This is a genomic window from Streptomyces sp. NPDC020422 (assembly GCF_044386705.1).
Lineage (GTDB): Bacteria > Actinomycetota > Actinomycetes > Streptomycetales > Streptomycetaceae > Streptomyces.
Window position 1 is genome coordinate 418,780 of record NZ_JBIRVJ010000006.1, and the last position, 22,173, is coordinate 440,952.

Sequence of the window (22,173 nt, forward strand, 5' to 3'; positions counted from 1 at the left end):
GGCGCCCCCTTGTGACCGGGCTGAAGGCGCGGCGGTCATCCCCCGCGGTCGCGCCTTCAGCCCGCTTTCCGCGCGGAGCCGACAGGACGCAGCGGACGGTCGACGAGATCGGCGACCGCCGCGCCGTCCTGTCGGCTCTTCGGCGTGAAGAGCAGGATCAGCGAGGCGGGGGCGTCGACCGGACGCAGCGAGGACAGCGACATCCGGATGGGGTCGCCGCCCGCGGGTGTGGCGGTGACGACGCGGGTGGTGAGCCCGCCCACCGAGTGGCAGCCCCACCAGTGGCTCAGCTCGGGCACGTCGGCGGCGAGCCGGCGGTACAGCTCGTCGACCCGCTCGTCGGCGGGGCCGGCCCCGGCCTGGGCGCGGAAGTGCTGGAAGACGCTCATGGCGAGGGGCTCCCAGTCGCTGTCCCGGAGCACGGCGCGCAGCCGCTGGTCGGCCGCGACGAGCCACATCAGGTTGCGCCGGTCGGCCGCGACCGCCGTGGGTTCGCCCCAGACCGCGGTCCAGGCCTCGTTCCAGGCGACGATGTCGAAGTTGCGGTCGACGAGGACGGCCGGGCTGGTGGGCCAGGAGTCGAGCACGGGCTGCAGGGAGTCGCCCCAGTGCTCCTGGGGGCGGGCGGTCTCGGGCTCGTAGTAGCCGCCGAGGCGCAGGACGTGCCGCAGCTCCGCCTCGTCGAGCCGCAGCACCCGTGCGACGGACTCGAGGACCTGGCGCGAGGCGGTGACCCGCCCCTGTTCCAGCCAGGTGTACCAGGCGATGCTCACGCCGGACAGCGAGGCGACCTCCTCGCGGCGCAGGCCGGGGGTGCGGCGGCGGGAGGTCGCGGGCAGGCCCACGTCCTCGGGTTTCAGCAGGGCGCGGTGGGCCCGTAAGAACGCACCGAGCTCTCGGCCGGCTGCGGGAGTTGACATGGAGTGACTCCTTCACACGTGCCCGGGCTGGACCCGGACATGATAGTTCGCACGGGTGCGGCCCGCCGGGTCGCCCGTGGTGGGGCGTCCCGGCGGGCCGTGCGGAGGGTGCCGGATCAGTCGCGTGTCGTCAGCTTCCACAGCCGTACGGGCATGTGGCTGACGTGTCCGCGCTCCTGCTGGCGGCGCCAGGCGGCCTCGCCGACGGCCTGGAAGAAGGCCTGCCGCAGCGGGGGCTCGACGAGCCGGCTGTAGTAGTCGCCGAAGGTGGCGGCGTGGAAGTGCTCGTACTCGGCCGCGCTGCCGACCTGGACGACGGCGTCCCGCTCCGCCGTGGACACGATCCGCAGATCGCGTTCGAGGAGGTCGCGCAGGCCCTCGGTGTCCCGGGTGCGGGTGGCGATGGGCAGGACGTCGCCGGCGGCGAGGAAACCGGGCACGAGCGCCCGGTCGCGGCCCAGCGCGGCGAGCGCGGCGCGGACGATGTCGTCCTCGCCGCCGAGGCCGTGCTCGTCGCGCTCGGGGTGGTAGGTGGTGAGCAGGAAGGTGCCGCCACGGGCCATGGTCTGGCCGACCCAGTCGAAGAGCCGGAACTCGACCGGGTAGAGCCAGTGGAGCACCGAGGTCATGGTGATCAGGTCGGGCCTGAGCTCCAGCGGCTCGGGGGACATGAGGTCGGCCTGGCGCAGCAGGACCCGGTCGCCGTAGGGCTGGAGCCGGCTGGCCGCCTCGGACAGCCGGAACGCGGACTGCTCAAGGCCGATGGCCGTCTCCAGGGACGGGAAGCGCTCCAGGCTTGCCTGCAGCAGCTGGCCGATGCCGCTGCCGAGGTCGGCGTGGACGCGGGGGGCGGCGGGTGCCTCGGCGAGCACCCAGTCCTGGTCGTTGGCCTGGCGGAGCCGGCTCGCGTCGGAGTATCCGGCGAGGGTGCTGGCCTGTATCTCGACGGCGGAGTGGGTCACGGGCGGGCGCCTTCCTGGGTCTGGGTGTCGGCGGGGGTGCCGGGGGTCTCGGGGGCCGAGATCAGCCGTTCGAGGCGGCCGCGGGTCTCGCTCTGGTCGTGCCGCAGGTAGAGGTTGATGCGGTTGCGGGCGAGGTCGCCGCGGTGCACGTACTCGTAGAGGTCCTGGCGCTGTCCGAAGCTGTCGCCGGTGAGGTCCCAGGCGAGCCGGAAGAGGCGGGACTTCTTGTCCGCGGGGATGTTCCTGCCGCGCATGTAGCGGTCGAGGTGCGGGCGCAGCCGGGGGTGTTCGAGGTCGTTGGGGGTGGGTTGCATGAGGACGCCGGCCGAGCCGATGTTGCGGACGGCCGCGACGGCGCTCGCGGCGACCTCGGCGGACCAGACGCGGGCGGCGGCGGTGTCGCCGGGGGCGAGGAGTCCGCTGTCGGTGGTGTGGGCGCGTGCCTCGGCGGCGTCGATGAAGTACTCGGTCAGCTCCACGTAGCCGGCGAGCTTGCCGAGCTCCTCCTGCACGTTGCGGAAGCCGTCGACGCCGATGCTCTCGGCGACCATGGTGGCCGTGGCGAGCAGGGTGCGCAGCCGCTCGCGGTAGCGGATGTGGCCGATGTACGCGCTCCACGCGTTGATCCGGCCGAGTCCGGTGCGGGCCAGGGCTCCGTCGCGCAGCAGGAACACCCGGTCCCAGGGCACCAGCACGTCGTCGAAGAAGAGCATGGCGTCCTGCTCGTCGAAGCGCCGGGCGAGCGGGTGCTCGTGGCCGAACGGTTCGGCCCCGAAGGGCTCCCGGCACAGGGTGATCAGGCCGGGGGTGTTCAGCGGCAGCGCGCACCAGACGACGAACTGTTCGGCGCTGCGCTGGGTGAAGGAGGCGGAGAGGTAGACGAGCACCTCGTGCGCGGTGGGCGCCAGGGTGGTGAGCTGCTTGGCGCCGCGCACCACGATGCCCTTGTCGTTCTCCTCGATCACGCGCAGGGCGAGGTCGGGGTCGTCCACGGGGTCCGCCGACCGGTCGATCTGCGGGTCGCCGAGGGCGTGGGTGAGGACGAGGTCGTTGGTGGCGCAGTGCCGGTACCAGGCCTCGGCGTTGGCGCCGAAGCCGGCCTGGTTGGACTCCAGCTGGTGCCGGAAGTCGTACAGGCCGAGCGCGATGGACGACATGAAGGCGGGTGAGCGCCCGTGCTGGCCGAGGCTTTCGCTCAGCCAGAGCTCCGCGCTGGCGCGCTGGGCGCGCAGGTCCTCCAGGGTGCGGGTGGGCTGGTAGGCGCGGCCGAGCGTGAGGCCGCTCTGCGGGTCCTTCCAGGTCATGACGGGGGCGTGCTCGGGGTCGTGCTGGAGGTCGAAGAGCCGGGCGAGTTCGTCGACCGAGGGCTTGAACGCGGGGTGGGAGGCGGGGTCGGTGACCCGCTTTCCGTCCAGGTAGAGCTCCCTGCCGTCGTCGAGGCTGGCCCGGTAGGCGTCGCCGGTCCGGATGCCCAGGGGGCCCGTCGTGCCGGTCGTCGTGGTGGGTTCGCTCATGTACGGACTCCAGGTGCGGTGGGCGCCCGGTCCGGGCGCGCGGGCGAGGGGGGTGCGAGACGGGTCGGGGAGTGGTAGCCGCCCTCGTGGTAGAGGAGCGGCAGGCCCGTCGGTGCGGCGGCGGCGGCGAGGGGAAGGCCGATGAGGATGCTGTGGTCGCCTCCGGGGAGGACGCTGTGCAGGCGGCAGTCGAACCAGGTGAGGCAGTCCTCGACGACCGGGGCTCCGGTGGTCTCCGTGCGGGTGGGCACGTCGTCGAAGGAGCCGGTGGCGCGGCCGGCACCGGGGGTGGCGAACCGCTGGGAGAGGTGCTCCTGTCCGACCCGGAGCACGCTGATCGCGAGCCGGCCGGAGTCGGCGACGGCCCGCACCAGCGGGCTGTGCCGGGTGACGGCCACGCTGATCAGCGGCGGGTCCATGGACAGGGTGACGAAGGACGACACGGTCTTGGCGAAGACCTCGTCGCCGTGGCGGGTGGTGAGGACGGCGACGCCGCTCGCGCAGGTGCGGGCGGCCAGCCGTACGGCGTCGGGGTGGACGGCGTCGGGGTGGGCGGGTGCGCTCATCGCAGGGCCACCTTGTAGGCGCGGAGCCACTCGTCGACCTGGAGCAGGTGGTCCAGGCCGCCGACCGGGTTGGGGGCGGTGCGCGGGCTGGGCAGCGGCCGTCCTTCGCGCAGGGCCTCCCGCACGAGGGCGCGGTCGACGAGGTCGAACACGGGGGCCGCGGGGTCGTCGAGCAGGTCCCGCATGCGCGCGGTGAGCACCTCGGTGTAGCGCACGGCCGGGGTGGACGGATAGCCGCTCTTGGGCCGGTCGACCACCTGCGGCGGCAGCAGGTCCCGTACGGACTCGCGGAGCACTCCCTTGGGCGAGCCGCCGAGCGACTTCAGCCGCCAGGGGATGTTCCACGCGTACTCCACCAGGCGGTGGTCGCAGAACGGCACCCGGACCTCGAGGCCGACGGCCATGCTGACCCGGTCGACGCGGTCGAGCAGCGGGGGCAGCCAGCGGGTCAGCGCGAGGTGTCCGACCTGCCGCAGGCGCCGTTCGGCGCCCTGTTCGCCGGGGAGTTCGGGGGTCCGGGCGAGCGAGTCGCGGTACTGCTGGGCGGTGTACTCCTCGGGCCGCACGGCGGCCTTCACCTCCGGGCGCAGCAGTACGGCGGGGGTCTCGCGGCCGTGCAGCCAGGGGAAGGTGTCGGCGGCGAGGGCGTCGGGGGTGTGGAAGTACGGGTAGCCGCCGAAGACCTCGTCGGCCGCCTCGCCGGACAGGGCGACCGTGGACTGCCGCCTGACCTCGCGGAAGAGCAGGTAGAGCGAGGCGTCCATCTCGCCCCAGCCCGGCCTGTCCCGGGCGCGGAGCACGGCGTCCCGCGCGTCGAGCAGGTCGTCGTCGGGGATGACGACCCGGGAGTGCCGGGTGCCGAGGTGGTCGACGACCGCCTGGACGTAGGGGGCGTCGTGGGTGGTGCGCCAGCGGTCGGGGCGCAGCGCGCCCTCGCTGCCGGGGAAGTCGACGGAGAAGGTGTCGACCTTGTCGTGGCCGGCCCGGCCGCGGGCGAGGGCGGCGAGCGCGGTGATGGCACTGGAGTCGATGCCGCCGGAGAGCAGGGTGCACAGCGGCACGTCGCTGATCAGCTGGCGTTCGACGGTGTCGGTGAGCAGCTCGCGGATGCGGGCGGTGGTGGTGGCGGTGTCGTCCTCGTGCGGGGCGGAGGTCAGCTGCCAGTAGCGCACTTCGCGGGTGGCGCCGCGGGTGACCCGGAGGAGGTGCCCGGGGGGTACCTCCCGCAGGCCGCGGAACAGGCCGTGGCCGGCGGTGGGCGCCGCGGGCAGGGCGAAGAGCTCCGCGATGCCCTCGCTGTCGAGTTCGGCCCGGAAGCCCGGGTTGGCGAGGACGGCCTTGGGTTCGGAGCCGAAGATCAGACCCGTGGCGTAGGCGTGGTAGTAGAGCGGTTTGATGCCCAGGTGGTCGCGGACGAGGGTGAGTTCCTCGGTCCGGGTGTCCCAGATGGCGTACGCGTAGATGCCGTTGAGCCGCCGGGGTGCCTCGGCTCCCCACTGGGTGTGGGCGTGCAGGACGACCTCGGTGTCGGACTCGGTGCGGAAGCGGTGCCCGAGGGACTGGAGTTCGGCGCGCAGCTCGCGGTAGTTGTACAGCTCGCCGTTGTACGAGAGCACGGCGTGCGGCGCCCGTGCGTCGGCGGTGTCGGTCAGCGGCTGGACGCCGCCGGCGAGGTCGAGGACGGAGAGCCGGCGGTGGCCGAGGGCCGCGTGCGGGGAGAGCCAGGTGCCGCCGGCGTCGGGGCCCCGGCAGACCAGGGTGTCGGTCATGGCCTGCACGGTCGGCAGCTCGGCGCGCAGGTCGCGCTGCCAGTCGAGCCAGCCGGTGATGCCGCACATCACGCCTCCCGGGCGGTGGTCGGGGCGACGGCGGGGGCGGGGGTGGTGCCGGGGGCGGTGGCCTCCCAGCGGCAGCCGTGTCCTCCGCGGTCCTCGCTGAGTCGGTAGGAGACCTGGTAGCCCTTGGCGCGGACGTTGGCCGACATGGCCCGGGTGCAGTACGTGCAGGGCGAGGCGAGCGTGAGGCGGACCCCGTCGCCGCTCCTGGCCTTCTCCCGGTAGTCCCAGATCGCGCAGTGCGTGATGTCGACGGAGGCGGTGGTGGCGGGGCCGGTCTCCCGGTCGGCGCTCACCTCGTAGGCGGAGCCGTACAGTTCGGCCTGGCGGGCGATGCGGCGGATGGGGTCGGCGGCGCCGCCGCCGCGGTCGGGTTCGACCCAGCGGTGGACCTCGGCGTTGGCCGCGGCCCACTCGGCGAGGATGTCCTCGCCGTACCGGGCGACGAGGAAGCGCTCCATGAGGGCCTGGCCGCGGAAGAAGATCCGCTGCCAGTCCGCCGCGGAGCCGGTGGATCCGGTGGGCAGGTCGGCGAACATCTCCGACTGGAGTCCGAACCAGCCCTCCAGGTCGGCGGTGAGGCCGAGCCCCACCAGGAACCGGGTCAGTCCGGCCTCGGCCTCGTGCAGGCGCTGCCGCCACAGGGCCGCGCGCTCCGAGTCCGGCATGGCGGCGAACACGCTCGCCCGGGTCTCGCTGTCGGTGTCGACGGACCGGGGTGCCGCGAGGCCGGGGGCCGGCCCCACGGCTATGCCCCCGTTGGCCGCTGCACTCATCAACTTCTCCTCTGCGAAACGGTGACCGGGCATCGGGCGCCCGGCCACCGACCACGCTAGGAAGAAGGCCATCCGGTCAGAAGCTCCCTTCGGCCCGCATCGGGGGAACCTTGGGAGCGCGGGGAGGAGCCCGGGAGAGCCGCCGGCGAGCCACGGGAGAGCCGTCGGGGCGCCCGGGAGGGGTGCCGGCGAGGCGGGGAGAGGGTGGGTCCGGGGGCCCGTGCGGTGGGGGTACGGGGCGGGCCCGCGCGGGCCGGGGACGGCCGCGGCCTGTTCGGGAGCGTCCGCCTCGGGCCCTGGCCCGGGCCGTCGCCGAACGGTCCCGGCGCGCTGGTCCTTTCGTCGACCGCGCGTGCTCCGGGAGCATCCCGGGCCACGGGACACGGGTGGTGGGCCGGTGGCCGTGCGCCGTGCTGTGCGCGAGGGCGGGGCCCCCTTCCGGACCCCGCCCTCCGAGCGCCGCTCCCTGACCGTCCTCGCCGCCGTCCCTAGGCGAGTCCCTGCCGCAGGGCGTAGAGCGCGGCCTTCAACCGGTCCGGCTGGCGGATCTTGCGCATGGCTCCGGTCATGTACTTCTTGACGGTCGCGACCGACAGCGAGAGCTCCCGCCCGATCTCCGCGTTGGACAGTCCGCGGGCCAGCTGGGCGAGGACGGCACGCTCACGGTCCGTCAGTTCGGCCTCGTCCACCGGGAGTTCGTTCGGGTCCTCGGCCGGGTGCGGGCCGTCCGCGAACCCGTCGTCCTCCAGCGGCGCCGGCAGGAAGATCGAACCGCCGGCGGCGACGACCGAGATCGCCCGGACCACACAGCTCGGGTCCTGGTCGAGCGGGAAGGCCCCGCTCACCCCGGCCCTGAGCATCCGCGTGACCTGGGAGGCGCTCTCGGGCTTCCGCAGCAGGACGATCCGCGCCTCGGCGACCCCCTTGGAGCGGCGCAGGGAGCGGACCGTGGCCAGGTCCTTGTGCAGGGATTCGGACGCCCCGAGCAGCACCACGTCGGGCCGGTAGCGGGGCATCTCGCGCAGTGCCTGCCACTGGTCCCGCACCGCGCCGACGACCCGGAGCCCCTCCCCCTGCGCCGAGTCGAGCACGCTGCGCAGTCCGGCGAGGGCGATCGGGTGCCCGCCGGCGAGGAGCACGCGGGCCGCGATCCACGGGGAGTTCGCGGGGCTGTCGTTCCCCGCCGGATTGGACAAGGGCGTGAGGCGTAACTCGTACCTCCGCGAGTCGAGCACGGCGGCGTCCTCGCGGAAGAGCCGCTGGTGCCCGGCGGCGCTGTCGAAGGGATTACACGCCTCGGCCTCGATCAGTTCCTGTTCCGAGAGCCTCGCCACCTTGAGCAACGGCGAACGCCCGGCGCCCTGCTGCGCTCTCCGCTGCGCGGCCCCCGTCGTGGCCCCGATAACCATGGTCATTCTGTTCACTGCTTTTCCTCCCCCGCGAGTCATGGGCATCGCATGGATCCTAAACATCCATTTCAAGCACACCACAGCAGAGCGACGGAACAACCGGCCTGGAACATTCACACATCCGAAACCGCGCTCATCTTAGGGCGACGCCCTTCGTCTCGCGCATTCCGACGTAGACGAGGGTCGAAAGGAGGACGAGGCCGGAGACGTACCATCCGAACCAGCCGGCATGGCCCCGGTCGATCAGGGCCGTCGCCAGGTAGGGGGCGGTGCCGCCGAAGGCGGCGACGGTGAGCGCGTACGGCACGCCGACGCCCGTCGTGCGGACCGAGGCGGGGAACAGCTCCGCCATGACCGCGCCGCTCACGGCGGTGTAGCCGGTGAGCAGCACCATGCCCGCGCACGAGATCAGCAGCAGGCTCCAGAAGGAGTTCCGCAGCAGTCCGAGCAGCGGAACGGTCAGCACGGTGAAGCCGATGCCGAACGCGATCAGCAGCGGCTTGCGGCCCACCCGGTCGGACAGCAGTCCGGCGAGCGGCTGGAGGACGATGAAGAAGGCGAGCGAGACGGTGCTCGCGGTGAGCGCCGTGCCGGGGGCGAGGCCGACGACGAGGCGCGCGTAGGTGGGCAGGAAGGTCGTCCAGGTGTAGAAGACGACCGTGGCCCCGATCGTCATCCCGACGACGAGGGCCGCCTCGCGGGGGTTGCCGCGCAGGAAGTCGAAGGGGCGCGGCCGGGCGCTCGGCAGCGCCGCGGTCCGGTACGTCTCCTCGGTCCCGCGGCGGATCCAGAGCCCTGCCACGCAGGCCAGGGCCCCGAGGCCGAAGGCGACGCGCCAGCCCCAGGCGTGCATCTGCGCCGTCGTGAGCTGCCAGGCGAGGAGGGCGGCGACACCGGAGGCGAGGAGCTGGCCGAGGTTCCCGCTGACGTAGGCGACGCTGGAGTAGAGGCCGCGGCGGCCGGCCGGGGCGGACTCGACCGCGAAGACCGCGGAGACCGTCGACTCGCCGCCCACGGAGAGCCCTTGGGCGAGCCTGATGACGACGAGCAGCACCGGGGACGCCACCCCGATCTGCTGGTACGTGGGCAGTGCGGCCATCGCCAGCTGGCCCACGCCCATCAGCGTGATCGTCGTCGCCATGGCGGTGCGGCGGCCGCGCCGGTCGGCGAGGTGGCCGATCAGCAGTCCGCCGACGGGGCGGGCCGCGAAGCCCACCGCGAAGACCGCGAAGGTGTTGAGCGCGAGGACGGCCTGGCCGCCGCCCGGCGGGAAGATCCGGTCGGCGAAGTAGACCGAGAGATAGGCGTACGCGAGCCAGTCGTACCACTCGGCCAGGTTCCCGGCGGAGGCCGCGAGCAGCTGGCGGGGCCCGCCCGCCCTCGGCGCGGGCCGGGCGGTCCGGGCGGTGGGGCCGGGCGGGGCGGACCGGTCGGACGTCGACGGCTCCGGCGGGGATTCGGCTCTCATCGGTACGTCCCTCCGGGGCGGTATTCGGCGGTGGCCGCGGGGCACCGCCGGCCGGACGTGAATTCCCGGACGCAGGCACCCGCGCGAAATCCGGCCGCCCAGCCTTGCACGCCGTGGGCCGAATGCGACAACCACCCGCTGCTGCTATGTCAACTGTGGGGGATTCGACCTCTCCGGACGCATCGGAAATGGCGGAAAACAACCGTCTCCGGAGGCTGTGGAAAATGGCCGGAACGGCGGGAATTCATCTCCTCACTTCGCCCGGGTTTCAGGGTCTCCCGGGTTCGTGAGCGGCATGTGCGGCTCGTTCGCACCGCGAGCGGGGAATGGCTGGATGCCGTCTACACCCACCGTGACCGGGTACCGCCTGGGCCCACCCCCTACGCCGGGCCGTCCGGTCCGTCCGGGCCGCCCGGTGTTTCCGCACCGAACGGCCCGTGGATTCCGGGCAGGGTGTCCTGTTCGACCTCGTGACGGCGGGTGCGGATGTCCGGGCCCGGCGGGTGCAGCTTGGCGTCGCAGGCCGGGCCGAGGCCGGTGCGACGGGACTCGGCGCCGGTCAGCGGGCGCCCGCACAGGCGGCACCACACCCGGCCCGGCGCCGGCTCCGGGGTGGAATCGATCGCGATTGCCAGTGGTTCGTCTCCCATGTTGAGATCAAACCTCATTGAGCCCGAGGAGCTGTTCATGAGCCTGTACGAGATCCCGCTGAAGACCCTCAACGGGGACCCGTTCTCCCTGGCCGACTTCCGCGACCGGGCCGTCCTGGTGGTCAACGTGGCCTCCCGGTGCGGCCTCACCCCGCAGTACGCGGGCCTGGAGCGGCTGCAGAAGGAGTACGGGGACCGCGGCTTCACCGTGGTCGGCGTGCCGTGCAACCAGTTCGCGGGCCAGGAGCCGGGCAGCGCCGAGGAGATCGGGACCTTCTGCTCCGCGACGTACGGTGTGACCTTCCCGCTCCTGGAGAAGACGGACGTCAACGGCGCCGGGCGGCACCCGCTGTACGCGGAGCTGACCCAGGTCGCGGACGCCGAGGGCGAGGCCGGGGACGTGCAGTGGAACTTCGAGAAGTTCCTGATCGGCCGCGACGGCACGGTCACCCGCTTCCGCCCGCGCACCGAGCCGGAGGCCCCGGAGGTCGTCACCGCGATCGAGGCCCAGCTTGCCTGACGCGGGCGTGGTGGAGCGGCTGCGGGCCGCGGGCTGTGTCTTCGCCGAGGAGGAGGCGGAGCTGCTGACCGCGGCGGCGGCCGGTCCGGCCGAGCTCGACGCGATGGTCGAGCGGCGGGCCGGGGGCCTGCCGCTGGAGCACGTGGTGGGCTGGGCCGAGTTCGGGGGGCTGCGGATCGAGGTCGATCCGGGGGTGTTCGTGCCGCGCCGGCGCACGGAGTTCCTGGTCGGGCGGGCGGTGTCGCTGGCCCGGCCCGGCGCCGTCTGCGTCGACCTGTGCTGTGGCTCGGGGGCGGCCGGGGCGGTGCTCCTCGCCTCCGTGCCGGGTGCGCGGGTGTACGCGTCGGACATCGAGCCGGCGGCCGTGCGCTGCGCCCGGCGGAACGTGGAGCCGCGCGGCGGCACGGTGTACGAGGGCGACCTCTTCGCGCCGCTGCCCGAGGGGCTGCGCGGCCGGATCGAGGTCCTCGTCGCCAACGTGCCGTACGTGCCGAGCGAGGACGTGGCCCTGCTGCCGCCCGAGGCGCGCGACCACGAGCCGCTGGTGGCCCTGGACGGCGGCGCCGACGGCCTGGACGTGCTGCGCCGGGTCGCGGCGGAGGCGGCCGAGTGGCTGTCCCCTGGCGGGCACCTGCTGGTGGAGACCAGCGAGCGCCAGACCCGCCCTGCGGTGGCGGCGGTCACGGCGCACGGCCTGACGGCCCGGATCCTGGAGGACGAGGAGCTGTACGCCACCGTGCTGGTGGCGACGCGGCCGCCGGCCGAGGACGGGCGGGGACCGCTGTCAGTGCCGTCTGGGACGCTTCCGCCATGGACGCACCCGAGATGACCCTGCAGCTCACGATCGACTGCGCCGACCCCCGGCGCCTGGTCGCCTTCTGGGCGGAGGCGCTGCGCTATGTGCCGGAGCCGCCGCCGGAGGGGCACGCCAGCTGGCAGGCGTACTGGAGGGCGATCGGCGTCCCCGAGGAGGAGCTGGCGAACGGCGCGGGCGAGCTGCCCGAGTCGATCGTGGACCCGAAGGGCACCGGCCCCCGCGTCTGGTTCCAGGCGGTCCCCGAGCCCAAGACCGTCAAGAACCGCCTCCACCTCGACCTGAAGGTCGGCGGCGGCCGCACCGTCCCCCTCGCCCTGCGCCGCACCCGCGTCGACACCGAGGTGGCCCGCCTGACCGCCCTCGGCGCCTCGGTGCTGTACACGATGGACGAGCCGGAGGGCATGGACTACTACGCGGTGGTCCTCCGGGACCCGGAGGGGAACGAGTTCTGCGTCGTGTGACGCGCCCCCTCCCGGCCCGGCGCGGGGTCAGCGGATCGGCATCCCCGAGAGGGTGCGGGCGATGACCAGGCGCTGGATCTCGCTCGTGCCCTCGAAGATCGTGTAAATCGCGGCGTCGCGGTGCATGCGCTCGACCGGGTACTCGCGGGTGTAGCCGTTGCCGCCGAGGATCTGGATGGCCTGGGCGGTGACCTTCTTGGCGACCTCGCTCGCGTAGAGCTTGGACATCGAGCCCTCGGCGGAGGTGAAGGGCTTGCCCGCGGTCGCCATCCAGGAGGCGCGCCAGACGAGCAGCCGGGCCGCGTCGATCTGGGTGCGCATGTCGGCGAGCTGGAAGGCGACGCCCTGGTTGTCGATGATCGGGCGGCCGAACTGCTCGCGGGTCTTCGCGTAGTCCAGGGCGACCTCGTAGGCGGCGCGGGCGGTGCCGACGGCCATGGCGCCGACGGCCGGGCGCGAGGCCTCGAAGGTCGCCATGGCGGCGTTCTTCACCCTCCCCTGGCCGTCGCCCGCCTTCGCCTTCTCGTGGGCCCGGGCGAGGCGCTCGTCGAGCTTCTCCTTGCCGCCGAGGAGGCAGTGGCCGGGGACCCGGACGTTCTCCAGGACGACCTCGGCGGTGTGCGAGGCGCGGATGCCGTGCTTCTGGAACTTCTGGCCCTGGGAGAGGCCGGGGGTGTTCGGCGGGATGATGAACGAGGCGTGGCCCTTGGAGCCGAGCTCCGGGTCGACGACGGCGACGACGACGTGGACGTTGGCGATGCCGCCGTTGGTCGCCCAGGTCTTGGTGCCGTTGATCACCCACTCGTCCTTGGCCTCGTCGTAGACCGCGCGGGTCCGCATGGACGCCACGTCGGAGCCCGCGTCGGGCTCGGAGGAGCAGAAGGCGGCGACCTTCACGTCGGCGGCGTCGCCGTACATCTGCGGGACCCAGGTGCCGATCTGCTCCTCGGTGCCGTTGGCGAGCACGCCGACGGCGGCCAGACCGGTGCCGACGATGGAGAGCGCGATGCCGGCGTCGCCCCAGAAGAGCTCCTCCATGGCCATCGGGATGCCGAGACCGGTGGGGTCGAAGAACTGCTGGGCATAGAAGTCGAGGGAATAGATGCCGAGCTTGGCCGCTTCCTGGATGATCGGCCAGGGAGTCTCCTCACGCTCGTCCCACTCGGCGGCCGCGGGGCGCATCACGTCGGCGGCGAAGCCGTGCAGCCAGTCGCGCACCTGCTTCTGGTCGTCGTTGAGTTCGAGCGTGAACTCGGCCATGGTCCCTCCCAGCGGTATGTTACTTGCGGTAACACCAGTCTGTTACCGGTGGGTAGGGGCTGTCAACCAGCAACGAAGCGGTTCGGCCCGATCGGCACCGAGTGCCGTCCGGGTGTTACGTTGCGACAGCCTCAGGAATTCGTACGGGCGGGGAGACGCACTCATGGACACCACACACCGGAGCACCACCGACCAGCAGAAGCCGGCCGACCAAAGGCGCCGCGAACTGCTGGAGGCGGCGGACCGCGTGGTGCTCAGGGACGGCCCCAAGGCCTCCATGAACGCGATCGCCGCCGAGGCCGGGATCACCAAGCCGATCCTCTACCGCCACTTCGGCGACAAGGGCGGCCTCTACCGGGCCCTCGCCACCCGGCACACCGACGCCCTGCTCTCGGCACTCCGGGCCGCGCTCGACGCGCCCGCCGACCGCCGCCGCAGGGTCGAGTCCACCCTGGACACCTATCTCGCCTCCATCGAGGCGATGCCCCAGGTCTACCGCTTCCTCATGCACCCCGCCGAGGAGTCCCACCAGTCCGAGCAGGGCTTCGACGTGGGCCGCCACTCGGCGCCGCTGCTGCGCCGCATGGGCGAGGAGCTCGGCCAGGTCATCGCCGAGCGCGTCGACCTCGGCCCCGGGAGCGACGCCCAGGCCCGCATCTGGGGCCACGGGATCGTCGGCATGATGCACGCCGCCGGAGACTGGTGGCTGGGCGAACGCCCCTGTTCCCGCGAGGAGTTGGTGCGGAGCCTGGCGGACCTGCTGTGGGGCCGGCTGGCGGAGGCCGGTGACCGTGCGGACGGGCCCGGGTTCTGACCCGGACCCCGGCGAACGGCTACAGAGCGGCCGCCCCGCTCCCCCACGGCTCCTTCCGGATCGCCCGCAGCAGCCTGCGCCGGGACCAGCCCGTCACATGGTCCGCGTACACGCCGCCCTCCAGGTGGTCGGCCTCGTGCTGGAGGCAGCGGGCGAAGAAGCCCGTGCCCTCGACGCGGACCGGAGTGCCGTCCAGCCGGACGCCCTCGACCACCGCGCGGTCGAAGCGGGGCGTCGGGGCCTCCAGGCCCGGCAGCGACAGACAGCCCTCGGGTCCGCGCACCACGTCGCCGTCTGCCTCGACCAGTCGCGGGTTGACCACATGGCCCAGATGCCGGACGTCCTCGTCGTCGGGGCAGTCGTACACGAAGACCCGCAGCCCCACGCCGACCTGGTTGGCGGCGAGGCCCACGCCGTTCGCCGCGTACATGGTGGCGAACATGTCCTCGACCAGCCGGGCGAGCTCGGGCCCGAAGTCGGTGACGGGTTCGCAGGGCGTGTGCAGCACCGGGTCGCCGAGCAGGGTCATCGCTCGGACGTGGCCGGAACTGCCGGGGATCAACCGGTTTCGCATGGGCGCAAGGGTACGTTCAGGGGGCAGCCACCCCGCGCCACGGTGCCGCGGTTCGGGCTGCTGGCCGGATCTCGATAGGCTGAGCCCGGACCGACGCAAGGAGGAACAAGGACGATGTCAGGCAGCAACTCGGAGCCGCTGTCGCCGCGCGCGAAGCTCGCCGTGACGGCGGGCAAGGCCGCCGCGGCGGTGTCGCGGGCAGCGGGACGCGGCAGCGGATCGGTGATCGGCGGCCGGGTCGCGCTCAAGCTCGACCCCGATCTGCTGGGGCGGCTCGCGCAGCACCTGGACGTCGTCCTCGTGTCGGCGACCAACGGAAAGACCACCACGACGCGACTGATCGCCGAGGCGCTGCGCGCCAGCGGCCCGGTCGTCTCGAACGCCCTGGGCGCCAACATGCCCGCGGGCATCACCTCGGCCCTGGCCGGCGGCTCGGACGCCAAGTACGGCGTCATCGAGGTCGACGAGAAGTACCTGGCGGGCGTCGCCCGGGACACCACCCCGAAGGCGATCGCCCTGCTCAACCTCTCCCGCGACCAGCTCGACCGCGCCGCGGAGACCCGCATGCTGGCCGAGAAGTGGCGCGAGGGCCTCAACGGCACCAAGGCCGTCGTCATCGCCAACGCCGACGACCCGCTGATCGTCTGGGCCGCCTCCTCCTCCCCCAACGTGGTGTGGGTGGCCGCCGGCCAGGAGTGGAAGGACGACGCCTGGTCCTGCCCCGCCTGCGGCGGTGTGATGCAGCGCCCCGGCGACGACTGGTTCTGCGGCGAGTGCGGCTTCCGCCGCCCGGCGCCGAGCTGGGCGCTCAGCGGCGACCACGTGCTCGACCCGCACGGCTCGGCCTGGCCGATCCACCTCCAGCTGCCCGGCCGCGCCAACAAGGCCAACGCCGCCACCTCCGCCGCGGTCGCCGCGGTCTTCGGGGTGCCGCCGCAGGTCGCCCTGGAGCGCATGTACCAGGTGCAGGCCGTCGCCGGCCGCTATGACGTGATCAGCTTCCAGGGCCGGGACATCCGGCTGCTGCTGGCCAAGAACCCGGCCGGCTGGCTCGAAACGTTTTCCCTCATCGACCAGCCGCCGGCCCCGGTGATCCTCTCCGTCAACGCGCGCGGCGCCGACGGCACGGACACCTCCTGGCTCTGGGACGTGGACTACGGCCGGCTCGCCGGGCACCCGATCATGGTCATCGGCGACCGCAAGCTGGACCTCGCGGTCCGCCTGGAGGTCGCGGGCGTGGACTTCCGCGTGTGCGAGACGCTCGACGAGGCCGTCACGGTGGCCCCGCCCGGCCAGATCGAGCTGATCGCCAACTACACCGCGTTCCAGGACGTCCGCCGCCGCGTCGGCAACTGACCCGACACGACCCCGCAGAAGGACTTGCAGCATGACTGACAGCAGCCTGCGTCTGGTCTGGGTCTACCCGGACCTGCTCAGCACCTACGGCGACCAGGGCAACGTCCTCGTCGTCGAGCGCCGCGCCCGCCAGCGCGGACTCAGCGTCGAGCGCGTCGACGTGCGCAGCGACCAGCCCGTACCGACCTCCGGCGACATCTACCTCATCGGCGGCGGCGAGGACCGGCCCCAGCGGCTCGCGGCCGAGCGGCTGGTCCGCGACGGCGGCCTGAGCCGGGCGGCGGCCAACGGCGCGATCATCTTCTCGGTGTGCGCCGGTTACCAGATCCTGGGCCACGAGTTCGTCAACGACGTCGGCGAGCGCCAGGCCGGCCTCGGCCTGCTCGACGTGACCACGGTCCGCGGCGAGGGCGCCCGCTGCGTCGGCGACGTGCTCGCCGACATCGACCCGCAGCTGGGCCTGCCCCAGCTCACCGGGTTCGAGAACCACCAGGGCGTCACCCACCTCGGCCCGACCGCCCGCCCGTTCGCCCGGACCGTCTTCGGCAACGGCAACGGCACCGGCGACGGCACCGAGGGCGCGTACAACGACACCGTCTTCGGCACCTACATGCACGGTCCCGTGATGGCGCGGAACCCGCAGGTGGCGGATCTGCTCCTGAAGCTGGCGCTGGACGTCAACGCGCTGCCGCCGACGGACGACCGCTGGTACGAGGCGCTGCGCGCCGAGCGCATCGCCTCGGCCACCCAGCCGGCCTGACGGACCGTCGAACCGCACGTCTGAGCGCCCTTACGCACATTGGATTCGTCAGTAAATACGGTGTCCAATCTGCGGACATCCGGTTCGGCCCCGCCACCCTGCACCGATAGGGTGGCGGGGATCCAGCCGGACGACGTGGTCCGGGAGTCGGCCCACGTTGCAAAGGTTTTTGGGCTATGCGCATTGGTGTGCTCACCTCCGGCGGAGACTGCCCCGGTCTGAACGCCGTCATCCGGTCCGTCGTGCACCGCGCCGTCGTCGACCACGGTGACGAGGTCATCGGCTTCCACGACGGGTGGAAGGGCCTCCTGGAGTGCGACTACCGCAAGCTGGACCTCGACTCGGTGGCGGGCATCCTCGCCCGCGGCGGCACCGTGCTCGGTTCCTCGCGGGTCCAGCCCGCACATCTGGTCGACGGCGTCGAGCGCGCCAAGGGCCATGTCGCCGACCTCGGCCTCGACGCGATCATCCCGATCGGCGGCGAGGGCACCCTCAAGGCGGCGAACCTGCTCTCCGAGGCCGGCCTGCCGATCGTGGGCGTCCCGAAGACCATCGACAACGACATCGCCTCGACCGATGTCACCTTCGGCTTCGACACCGCCGTCACCGTGGCCACCGAGGCCCTCGACCGGCTGAAGACCACCGCCGAGTCCCACCAGCGGGTGCTGATCGTCGAGGTCATGGGCCGCCACACCGGCTGGATCGCCCTGCACTCCGGCATGGCGGCAGGCGCGCACGCGATCGTCGTGCCCGAGCGCCCCTTCGACATCGACGAGCTGACCGCCCGGGTCGGCGCCCGCTTCGAGGACGGCAAGCGCTTCGCGATCGTCGTGGTCGCCGAGGGCGCGAAGCCCCGCGAGGGCGGCTCGATGGAGTTCACCACCGCGGGCAAGGACATCTACGGCCACGAGCGCTTCACCGGCGTGGCCAACCAGCTCTCCGCGGAGCTGGAGCGGCGCCTGGGCAAGGAGGCCCGGCCGGTCATCCTCGGCCACGTCCAGCGCGGCGGCACCCCGACCGCGTACGACCGCGTCCTCGCGACCCGCTTCGGCTGGCACGCGGTGGAGGCGGCGCACCGCGGCCAGTTCGGCATGCTGACGGCGCTGCGCGGCACCGACATCGAGCTGGTGCCGCTGGCGCGGGCCGTGGAGACCCTGAAGACGGTCCCGGCGGACCGCTACGCCGAGGCCGAGTGCGTGCTCTGAGGCGCGCTGCCACGCCCCGAACCGCCCCCGGTCGCAGTCGCGGCCGGGGGCGGTTCTAGTCTGGTGCGGACAACAAGCGCGAATCGGGCTCCAGGAGTAGACAAATGGATCACAGCGGGCACGGCATGACCATGGATCTGCCGCCGTTCACGCTGGGGCGGGCCCTGGAGTTCTCCCCCGACCTGTTCTTCCTGACCGGCTGTCTCGCCGCCCTCGGCCTGTACGGCTGGGGCGTGGCACGGCTGCGGCGGCGCGGGGACGCGTGGCCGGTGAGCCGGACGGTGCTCTGGGTCGTGGGCGTGCTGACCATCGCGCTGGTGATGTGCACCAGGCTCAACGACTACGGCATGGTCATGTTCAGCGTGCACATGGTGCAGCACATGGTGATCTCCATGCTCTCGCCGATCCTGCTGCTGCTCGGCGCGCCGGTCACGCTGGCACTGCGCGCGCTGCCGGTGGCCGGCCGGGGCAACACCGGCCCGCGCGAGCTGCTGCTGAAGCTGCTGCACAGCCGGTACATGCGGATCGTCACGCACCCGGCCTTCACGATCTCGATGTTCATCGCGAGCCTGTACGCGCTCTACTTCACGCCGCTGTTCGACACCCTGATGGGCTCCAAGGCCGGCCACATCGGGATGATGGTCCACTTCCTCATGGTGGGCCTGGTCTTCTTCTGGCCGATCATGGGCGTCGACCCGGGACCGCACCGGCCCGGTTATGTGATGCGCATGCTGGAGCTGTTCGCGGGGATGCCGTTCCACGCCTTCTTCGGCATCGCGATGATGATGGCGACCGAGCCGCTGGTCGAGGTGTACAAGAACCCGCCGGCCTCCCTCGGGATCGACGCGCTCTCGGACCAGAACGCGGCGGGCGGCATCGCCTGGGCGTTCAGCGAGATCCCGTCCGTGCTGGTGCTGATCGCGCTGGTCTACCAGTGGTACCACTCCGAGCAGCGGCAGGCGGTCCGCAAGGACCGGGCGGCGGACCGGGACGGCGACAAGGAGCTGGAGGCGTACAACGCGTACCTCGCCTCGCTCCAGGGCCGCGCACAGTAGCGCGGGGAGCGCGCACGGGGGTGGCGCACGCCCCTCCTCCGGGGTCACGATGGCTTCGAGGAGGGCGGAGCGATGATGTCCGGTTCCACGAAGACGATGGCGGCGGTCACCGCCGCGGCCCTGGTGCTCACCACGGCCTACACGGTGGCGCTCGGCAGCAGCGGCTGGCTCTGGTTCGGCTGGGTGATCCTCGGCGTGGCCACGATCGGGATGGCCGCCGCCGACAGCGGCGAGCCACAGGTCCGCCGCCCACGCCCGCGGCCGAAGCCCCAGCCCTGACCCGCACCCGGCGCCGGTGGACGGCCCGCCTCACCGCGCGCCGGTGAGCAGCACCCACACCTGTCCCGGCGCGAAGGCCAGCGGGGCGCCGGCCGGGGTGGTGAAGACCGTGCCGGCGTTCGGGTCCGGGCGGCTCCAGCGGGCCTCGTACGCCCGGCCGTCGCGGAGCACCTGGGCGGTGCCGCCGCCGGTGGTGACGGTGTACGGGGAGACGGCGCCCAGGAAGTCGTGGAAGCGCGAGGCGCGCACCGTGACGTGCTGGACGACGACCGTGGCCGGCTTGAGCGGCCCGTCCGGGCGGCCGTCCATGGCGACCCGCCAGCCCCGCTCGGCGGGCGCCCAGGTGAAGGTGTAGCGGGCGGCGGGGAAGCGCACGGTGCGGCTGTCGACCGGGGTGCCGTCGGCCGGGGCGGGGCCGAAGCGGAAGCCGATGTCCTTGGCGTGGCCGGCGCCCGGCGCGGTGGCGAGCGCCCGGGCGGGCCGCAGGTAGAGGTTGTGCGGGGCGGCCCGCGCGGAGTCGCGGAGGAAGGCCCCGGGGGCGCCTGCCTCGTTCACCCGGTACAGCGGGGCGGCCTTCAGCAGCGGGGTCAGGGCGCTCTGGGCGCCGGAGTAGGCGAGGACGGGGCGGCCGAACTGGCGCAGCAGGGCGAGGTCGGACTCGCGGGCGCTGCGGACCGGGCCGATCCGCTCGGGGAGGTGCGAGGAGTAGACGCCCATGAGCCGGGTCTGGCCGGACTCGACCTGCTCGACGTAGACCAGGTCGGCGGCGGCGAGGCCGGTGTGCGGACGGGCCGGCGGCACGTTGTCGATCTTGACGGCCAGGACCGGGGCGGAGCGCGCGGGCAGTCCGGTGAACGGGGAGAGGCCACCGGGGCGCGGGGTGGCGGGCGCGGGTGTGGGCGTCGGGTGCGGCGTCGGCTCCGACGGGCCCGGGCCGGAGCAGCCGTACAGACCGGCGGCCGCCACGGCGCACAGCAGGGCGGTGGTGGCGGCTGCGCCGGGACGCCGGTGCCCGCGCGCGCCTGTCATCGGTCCCTCCCCACCAGTGGACCACGGCGGCGGCCTTGGTTACAAAGGGTTGGTCGGACGACGAACGGGGGTTGTCGGTGTTCTACTACGTCCTCAAGCACGTGCTGCTCGGTCCGCTTCTGAAGTTGCTGTTCCGGCCGCGTGTGGAGGGTCTGGAGCACGTCCCGGAGGAAGGCGCGGCGATCGTCGCCGGCAACCACCTGTCCTTCTCGGACCACTTCCTGATGCCGGTGGTGCTGGACCGCAGGATCACGTTCCTCGCGAAGCAGGAGTACTTCACGGGCCCCGGACTGAAGGGACGCCTGACGGCGGCGTTCTTCCGCAGCGCGGGGCAGATCCCGGTGGACCGCTCGGGCAAGGAGGCGGGCCGGGCCGCGATCCGCGAGGGGCTCGGGGTGCTCGGCCGCGGCGAGCTGCTCGGCATCTATCCCGAGGGGACCCGCTCGCCCGACGGGCGGCTCTACAAGGGCAAGGTGGGGGTCGCGGTGATGGCGCTCACCGCCGGGGTGAAGGTGGTGCCCTGCGCGATGCTCGGGACCTTCGAGATCCAGCCGCCCGGGCGGGTGCTGCCGAGGATCCGGCGGGTCACCATCCGCTTCGGGGAGCCGATGGACTTCTCCCGCTTCGCGGGGATGGAGGGCGAGCGGGCGGTGGTCCGGGCGGTCACGGACGAGATCATGTACGAGATCCTCGCGCTGTCCGGGCAGGAGTACGTCGACGAGTACGCGGCGAAGGTGAAGGCGGCGGACGACGCGGGGCGGGAGCCCCGGAAGTTCCCGCGGGCGGAACGCTGAGGGCGGATCCGCGCACGGCGAAAGTGCCTGGGCGGCCCGGACCCCGGCCCGTAGCGTCCCCCGCATGACCAAGGGAAACGCGTTCGTGCTGGGAGCGACGGGACAGATCGGACGGGCGGCCGTGCGGGCGCTCGTCGCGGACGGATGGGAGGTGACCGCCGCCTCGCGCCGGGGCGGCCGGGACGAGGGCTGGCCGGCGGAGGTCCGGTCGGTGGCGGTGGACCGCACGGAGGAGGGGGCGCTGGCGGCGGCGCTCGGCGCGGGCACCGACGTCCTGGTGGACGTGGTGGCGTACGACGCCGGGCAGGGGCGGCAGCTGACCGGGCTCGCGGAGCGGATCGGCTCGGCGGTGGTGATCTCCAGCGTCTCGGTCTACCAGGACGCTCAGGGCCGCAACTTCGACACGCAGGACGAGCCGGACGGCTTCCCGCGCTACCCGGTGCCGATCCCGGAGACCCTGGGAACGGTCGCGCCGGGCGACGCTTCGTACAGCACCCGGAAGGTGGCCCTGGAGCGGGAGCTGCTCGCGGCGGGCGAGGCGCTGCCGACGACCGTGCTGCGGGCGGCGGCCGTGCACGGCCCGTACAGCCCGGGGCCGCGCGAACTGTGGTTCGTGAAGCGGGCCCTGGACGGGCGCCCGGTGCGGATCCTGGCGGAGGGCGGGCGGTCGGTCTTCCACCCGGTGCACTCCGCCAACCTGGCGGAGCTGGTCCGGCTCGCCGCCGCGCGGCCGGGGACCCGGGTGCTCAACGCCGCCGACCCCGAGGCGCCGACGGTCGCCGAGATCGGTGCGGCGGTCGACGCGGCGATGGGCGTGCGCAGCGAGACGGTCGTGTTCGAGGGGGCCCCGGGGAAGGACGGGGTCGGCCTCACCCCGTGGACGGCGCCCCATCCGGTGGTCTGCGACATGGCGGCGGCGGAGCGGGAGCTGGGCTACCGGCCGGTGGTGGGCTACGCGGAGTCGCTGCCGGGGACGATCGACTTCCTGACCGCGGCGGTGGCGGGGCGGGACTGGCGCGAGGCCTTCCCGGGTCTGGCGAAGTACGGCGTGGACTTCTTCGACTACGCGGCGGAGGACGCCTGGCTGGCCGGGCGCTGACACGCGGAGGGGCGGCCGCCGTACGGCGACCGCCCCTCTCCTGTGCTGCG

The 22,173-nt window shown here is 73.1% G+C and carries 23 protein-coding genes; 11 read left to right on the forward strand and 12 right to left on the reverse strand.

From position 1 onward, the window contains the following. Positions 1–56 precede the first annotated feature (56 nt). The 9 genes from ACH414_RS18865 to ACH414_RS18905 form a co-directional block, all read right to left on the reverse strand. Positions 57–920: a helix-turn-helix transcriptional regulator gene (locus tag ACH414_RS18865; protein ID WP_382533589.1), complete on the reverse strand. Its 864-nt coding sequence runs from the start codon at positions 918–920 to the stop codon at positions 57–59. Between the two features lie 116 nt (positions 921–1,036). Continuing rightward, complete coding sequence (locus ACH414_RS18870) at positions 1,037–1,882, reverse strand: hypothetical protein (protein ID WP_398942539.1); 846 nt, start codon at positions 1,880–1,882, stop codon at positions 1,037–1,039. Next, complete coding sequence (locus tag ACH414_RS18875) at positions 1,879–3,396, reverse strand: 4-hydroxyphenylacetate 3-hydroxylase family protein (protein ID WP_382533586.1); 1,518 nt, start codon at positions 3,394–3,396, stop codon at positions 1,879–1,881. Before ACH414_RS18875 ends, ACH414_RS18870 begins: the two co-directional genes overlap by 4 nt. Beyond that, a complete protein-coding gene (locus ACH414_RS18880; protein WP_391770364.1) occupies positions 3,393–3,962 on the reverse strand; it encodes a flavin reductase family protein in 570 nt (189 codons plus the stop codon). Before ACH414_RS18880 ends, ACH414_RS18875 begins: the two co-directional genes overlap by 4 nt. Next, positions 3,959–5,800, reverse strand: a complete 1,842-nt coding sequence (gene asnB / locus ACH414_RS18885) for an asparagine synthase (glutamine-hydrolyzing) (protein ID WP_386570416.1) — start codon at positions 5,798–5,800, stop codon at positions 3,959–3,961. Before asnB ends, ACH414_RS18880 begins: the two co-directional genes overlap by 4 nt. Next, positions 5,800–6,573, reverse strand: coding sequence for a hypothetical protein (locus ACH414_RS18890; protein WP_398942541.1), 774 nt, complete (start codon positions 6,571–6,573; stop codon positions 5,800–5,802). Before ACH414_RS18890 ends, asnB begins: the two co-directional genes overlap by 1 nt. A gap of 488 nt (positions 6,574–7,061) precedes the next feature. Then, a complete protein-coding gene (locus ACH414_RS18895) occupies positions 7,062–7,988 on the reverse strand; it encodes a LuxR C-terminal-related transcriptional regulator (RefSeq protein ID WP_382533579.1) in 927 nt (308 codons plus the stop codon). 127 nt (positions 7,989–8,115) lie between these two features. Continuing rightward, positions 8,116–9,450 (reverse strand): MFS transporter, encoded by a 1,335-nt coding sequence (locus ACH414_RS18900; protein ID WP_382533577.1) that lies wholly within the window; start codon positions 9,448–9,450, stop codon positions 8,116–8,118. 380 nt (positions 9,451–9,830) lie between these two features. Then, complete coding sequence (locus tag ACH414_RS18905; protein WP_398942544.1) at positions 9,831–10,100, reverse strand: DUF6011 domain-containing protein; 270 nt, start codon at positions 10,098–10,100, stop codon at positions 9,831–9,833. A 37-nt stretch (positions 10,101–10,137) separates the two neighbouring features. Between ACH414_RS18905 and ACH414_RS18910 the strand changes: the two genes are divergently transcribed. From ACH414_RS18910 to ACH414_RS18920, 3 genes are read left to right on the forward strand one after another with little or no spacing between them, the layout of a single operon-like run. After that, positions 10,138–10,620: a glutathione peroxidase gene (locus tag ACH414_RS18910; protein WP_382533573.1), complete on the forward strand. Its 483-nt coding sequence runs from the start codon at positions 10,138–10,140 to the stop codon at positions 10,618–10,620. After that, the gene (locus ACH414_RS18915; RefSeq protein WP_398942546.1) at positions 10,613–11,449 is read left to right on the forward strand and encodes a putative protein N(5)-glutamine methyltransferase; all 837 of its coding nucleotides are present in this window, start codon (positions 10,613–10,615) and stop codon (positions 11,447–11,449) included. Before ACH414_RS18910 ends, ACH414_RS18915 begins: the two co-directional genes overlap by 8 nt. Continuing rightward, complete coding sequence (locus ACH414_RS18920; RefSeq protein ID WP_382533570.1) at positions 11,431–11,898, forward strand: VOC family protein; 468 nt, start codon at positions 11,431–11,433, stop codon at positions 11,896–11,898. The genes ACH414_RS18915 and ACH414_RS18920 overlap by 19 nt, the downstream gene beginning before the upstream one ends. A gap of 27 nt (positions 11,899–11,925) precedes the next feature. On the opposite strand, the gene ACH414_RS18925 is transcribed toward ACH414_RS18920, so the two are convergent. Further along, on the reverse strand, positions 11,926–13,158 hold the full coding sequence (locus ACH414_RS18925) for an acyl-CoA dehydrogenase family protein (protein ID WP_382533568.1): 1,233 nt from the start codon (positions 13,156–13,158) through the stop codon (positions 11,926–11,928). A 163-nt stretch (positions 13,159–13,321) separates the two neighbouring features. On the opposite strand from ACH414_RS18925, the gene ACH414_RS18930 reads away from it, so the two are divergent. Continuing rightward, positions 13,322–13,972 (forward strand): TetR family transcriptional regulator, encoded by a 651-nt coding sequence (locus ACH414_RS18930; RefSeq protein WP_382533566.1) that lies wholly within the window; start codon positions 13,322–13,324, stop codon positions 13,970–13,972. Positions 13,973–13,991: 19 nt separating this feature from the next. Here ACH414_RS18930 and def read toward each other — a convergent pair whose 3' ends face one another. Continuing rightward, positions 13,992–14,546 carry a peptide deformylase gene (gene def, locus ACH414_RS18935; protein ID WP_386570430.1) on the reverse strand — a complete coding sequence of 185 codons (555 nt, stop codon included), beginning with the start codon at positions 14,544–14,546 and terminating at the stop codon, positions 13,992–13,994. Positions 14,547–14,660: 114 nt separating this feature from the next. Between def and ACH414_RS18940 the strand changes: the two genes are divergently transcribed. The 5 genes from ACH414_RS18940 (at position 14,661) to ACH414_RS18960 (ending at position 19,201) form a co-directional block, all read left to right on the forward strand. Then, a complete protein-coding gene (locus tag ACH414_RS18940; protein WP_382533563.1) occupies positions 14,661–15,902 on the forward strand; it encodes a MurT ligase domain-containing protein in 1,242 nt (413 codons plus the stop codon). A 31-nt stretch (positions 15,903–15,933) separates the two neighbouring features. Further along, on the forward strand, positions 15,934–16,662 hold the full coding sequence (locus ACH414_RS18945; RefSeq protein WP_382533561.1) for a type 1 glutamine amidotransferase: 729 nt from the start codon (positions 15,934–15,936) through the stop codon (positions 16,660–16,662). A 176-nt stretch (positions 16,663–16,838) separates the two neighbouring features. Continuing rightward, positions 16,839–17,867 carry a 6-phosphofructokinase gene (locus ACH414_RS18950; protein WP_386570431.1) on the forward strand — a complete coding sequence of 343 codons (1,029 nt, stop codon included), beginning with the start codon at positions 16,839–16,841 and terminating at the stop codon, positions 17,865–17,867. A 104-nt stretch (positions 17,868–17,971) separates the two neighbouring features. Next, positions 17,972–18,922, forward strand: coding sequence for a cytochrome c oxidase assembly protein (locus tag ACH414_RS18955; RefSeq protein WP_382533557.1), 951 nt, complete (start codon positions 17,972–17,974; stop codon positions 18,920–18,922). Positions 18,923–18,994: 72 nt separating this feature from the next. Next, positions 18,995–19,201, forward strand: coding sequence for a hypothetical protein (locus tag ACH414_RS18960; RefSeq protein ID WP_382534251.1), 207 nt, complete (start codon positions 18,995–18,997; stop codon positions 19,199–19,201). Positions 19,202–19,231: 30 nt separating this feature from the next. Here the strand turns inward: ACH414_RS18960 and ACH414_RS18965 are convergent, their stop codons facing one another. Then, complete coding sequence (locus ACH414_RS18965; RefSeq protein ID WP_386570433.1) at positions 19,232–20,230, reverse strand: DUF3048 domain-containing protein; 999 nt, start codon at positions 20,228–20,230, stop codon at positions 19,232–19,234. Between the two features lie 77 nt (positions 20,231–20,307). Between ACH414_RS18965 and ACH414_RS18970 the strand changes: the two genes are divergently transcribed. Next, a complete protein-coding gene (locus ACH414_RS18970; RefSeq protein ID WP_382533554.1) occupies positions 20,308–21,024 on the forward strand; it encodes a lysophospholipid acyltransferase family protein in 717 nt (238 codons plus the stop codon). A gap of 64 nt (positions 21,025–21,088) precedes the next feature. Continuing rightward, positions 21,089–22,123: an NAD-dependent epimerase/dehydratase family protein gene (locus ACH414_RS18975; protein WP_391770357.1), complete on the forward strand. Its 1,035-nt coding sequence runs from the start codon at positions 21,089–21,091 to the stop codon at positions 22,121–22,123. Positions 22,124–22,173 lie beyond the last annotated feature (50 nt).

Excerpts from the sequence above, each read along its gene's own strand:
- ACH414_RS18925 (WP_382533568.1), bottom strand. The coding sequence starts at position 13,158 with ATGGCCGAGTTCACGCTCGAACTCAACGACGACCAGAAGCAGGTGCGC.
- ACH414_RS18960 (WP_382534251.1), top strand. The coding sequence starts at position 18,995 with ATGATGTCCGGTTCCACGAAGACGATGGCGGCGGTCACCGCCGCGGCC.
- ACH414_RS18900 (WP_382533577.1), bottom strand. The coding sequence starts at position 9,450 with ATGAGAGCCGAATCCCCGCCGGAGCCGTCGACGTCCGACCGGTCCGCC.
- ACH414_RS18940 (WP_382533563.1), top strand. The coding sequence starts at position 14,661 with ATGTCAGGCAGCAACTCGGAGCCGCTGTCGCCGCGCGCGAAGCTCGCC.
- ACH414_RS18895 (WP_382533579.1), bottom strand. The coding sequence starts at position 7,988 with ATGACCATGGTTATCGGGGCCACGACGGGGGCCGCGCAGCGGAGAGCG.
- ACH414_RS18955 (WP_382533557.1), top strand. The coding sequence starts at position 17,972 with ATGGATCACAGCGGGCACGGCATGACCATGGATCTGCCGCCGTTCACG.
- ACH414_RS18965 (WP_386570433.1), bottom strand. The coding sequence starts at position 20,230 with ATGACAGGCGCGCGCGGGCACCGGCGTCCCGGCGCAGCCGCCACCACC.
- ACH414_RS18930 (WP_382533566.1), top strand. The coding sequence starts at position 13,322 with ATGGACACCACACACCGGAGCACCACCGACCAGCAGAAGCCGGCCGAC.
- ACH414_RS18920 (WP_382533570.1), top strand. The coding sequence starts at position 11,431 with ATGGACGCACCCGAGATGACCCTGCAGCTCACGATCGACTGCGCCGAC.
- ACH414_RS18975 (WP_391770357.1), top strand. The coding sequence starts at position 21,089 with ATGACCAAGGGAAACGCGTTCGTGCTGGGAGCGACGGGACAGATCGGA.
- ACH414_RS18875 (WP_382533586.1), bottom strand. The coding sequence starts at position 3,396 with ATGAGCGAACCCACCACGACGACCGGCACGACGGGCCCCCTGGGCATC.
- ACH414_RS18950 (WP_386570431.1), top strand. The coding sequence starts at position 16,839 with ATGCGCATTGGTGTGCTCACCTCCGGCGGAGACTGCCCCGGTCTGAAC.
- asnB (WP_386570416.1), bottom strand. The coding sequence starts at position 5,800 with ATGTGCGGCATCACCGGCTGGCTCGACTGGCAGCGCGACCTGCGCGCC.
- ACH414_RS18880 (WP_391770364.1), bottom strand. The coding sequence starts at position 3,962 with ATGAGCGCACCCGCCCACCCCGACGCCGTCCACCCCGACGCCGTACGG.
- ACH414_RS18890 (WP_398942541.1), bottom strand. The coding sequence starts at position 6,573 with ATGAGTGCAGCGGCCAACGGGGGCATAGCCGTGGGGCCGGCCCCCGGC.
- ACH414_RS18865 (WP_382533589.1), bottom strand. The coding sequence starts at position 920 with ATGTCAACTCCCGCAGCCGGCCGAGAGCTCGGTGCGTTCTTACGGGCC.
- ACH414_RS18910 (WP_382533573.1), top strand. The coding sequence starts at position 10,138 with ATGAGCCTGTACGAGATCCCGCTGAAGACCCTCAACGGGGACCCGTTC.
- ACH414_RS18945 (WP_382533561.1), top strand. The coding sequence starts at position 15,934 with ATGACTGACAGCAGCCTGCGTCTGGTCTGGGTCTACCCGGACCTGCTC.
- ACH414_RS18905 (WP_398942544.1), bottom strand. The coding sequence starts at position 10,100 with ATGGGAGACGAACCACTGGCAATCGCGATCGATTCCACCCCGGAGCCG.
- def (WP_386570430.1), bottom strand. The coding sequence starts at position 14,546 with ATGCGAAACCGGTTGATCCCCGGCAGTTCCGGCCACGTCCGAGCGATG.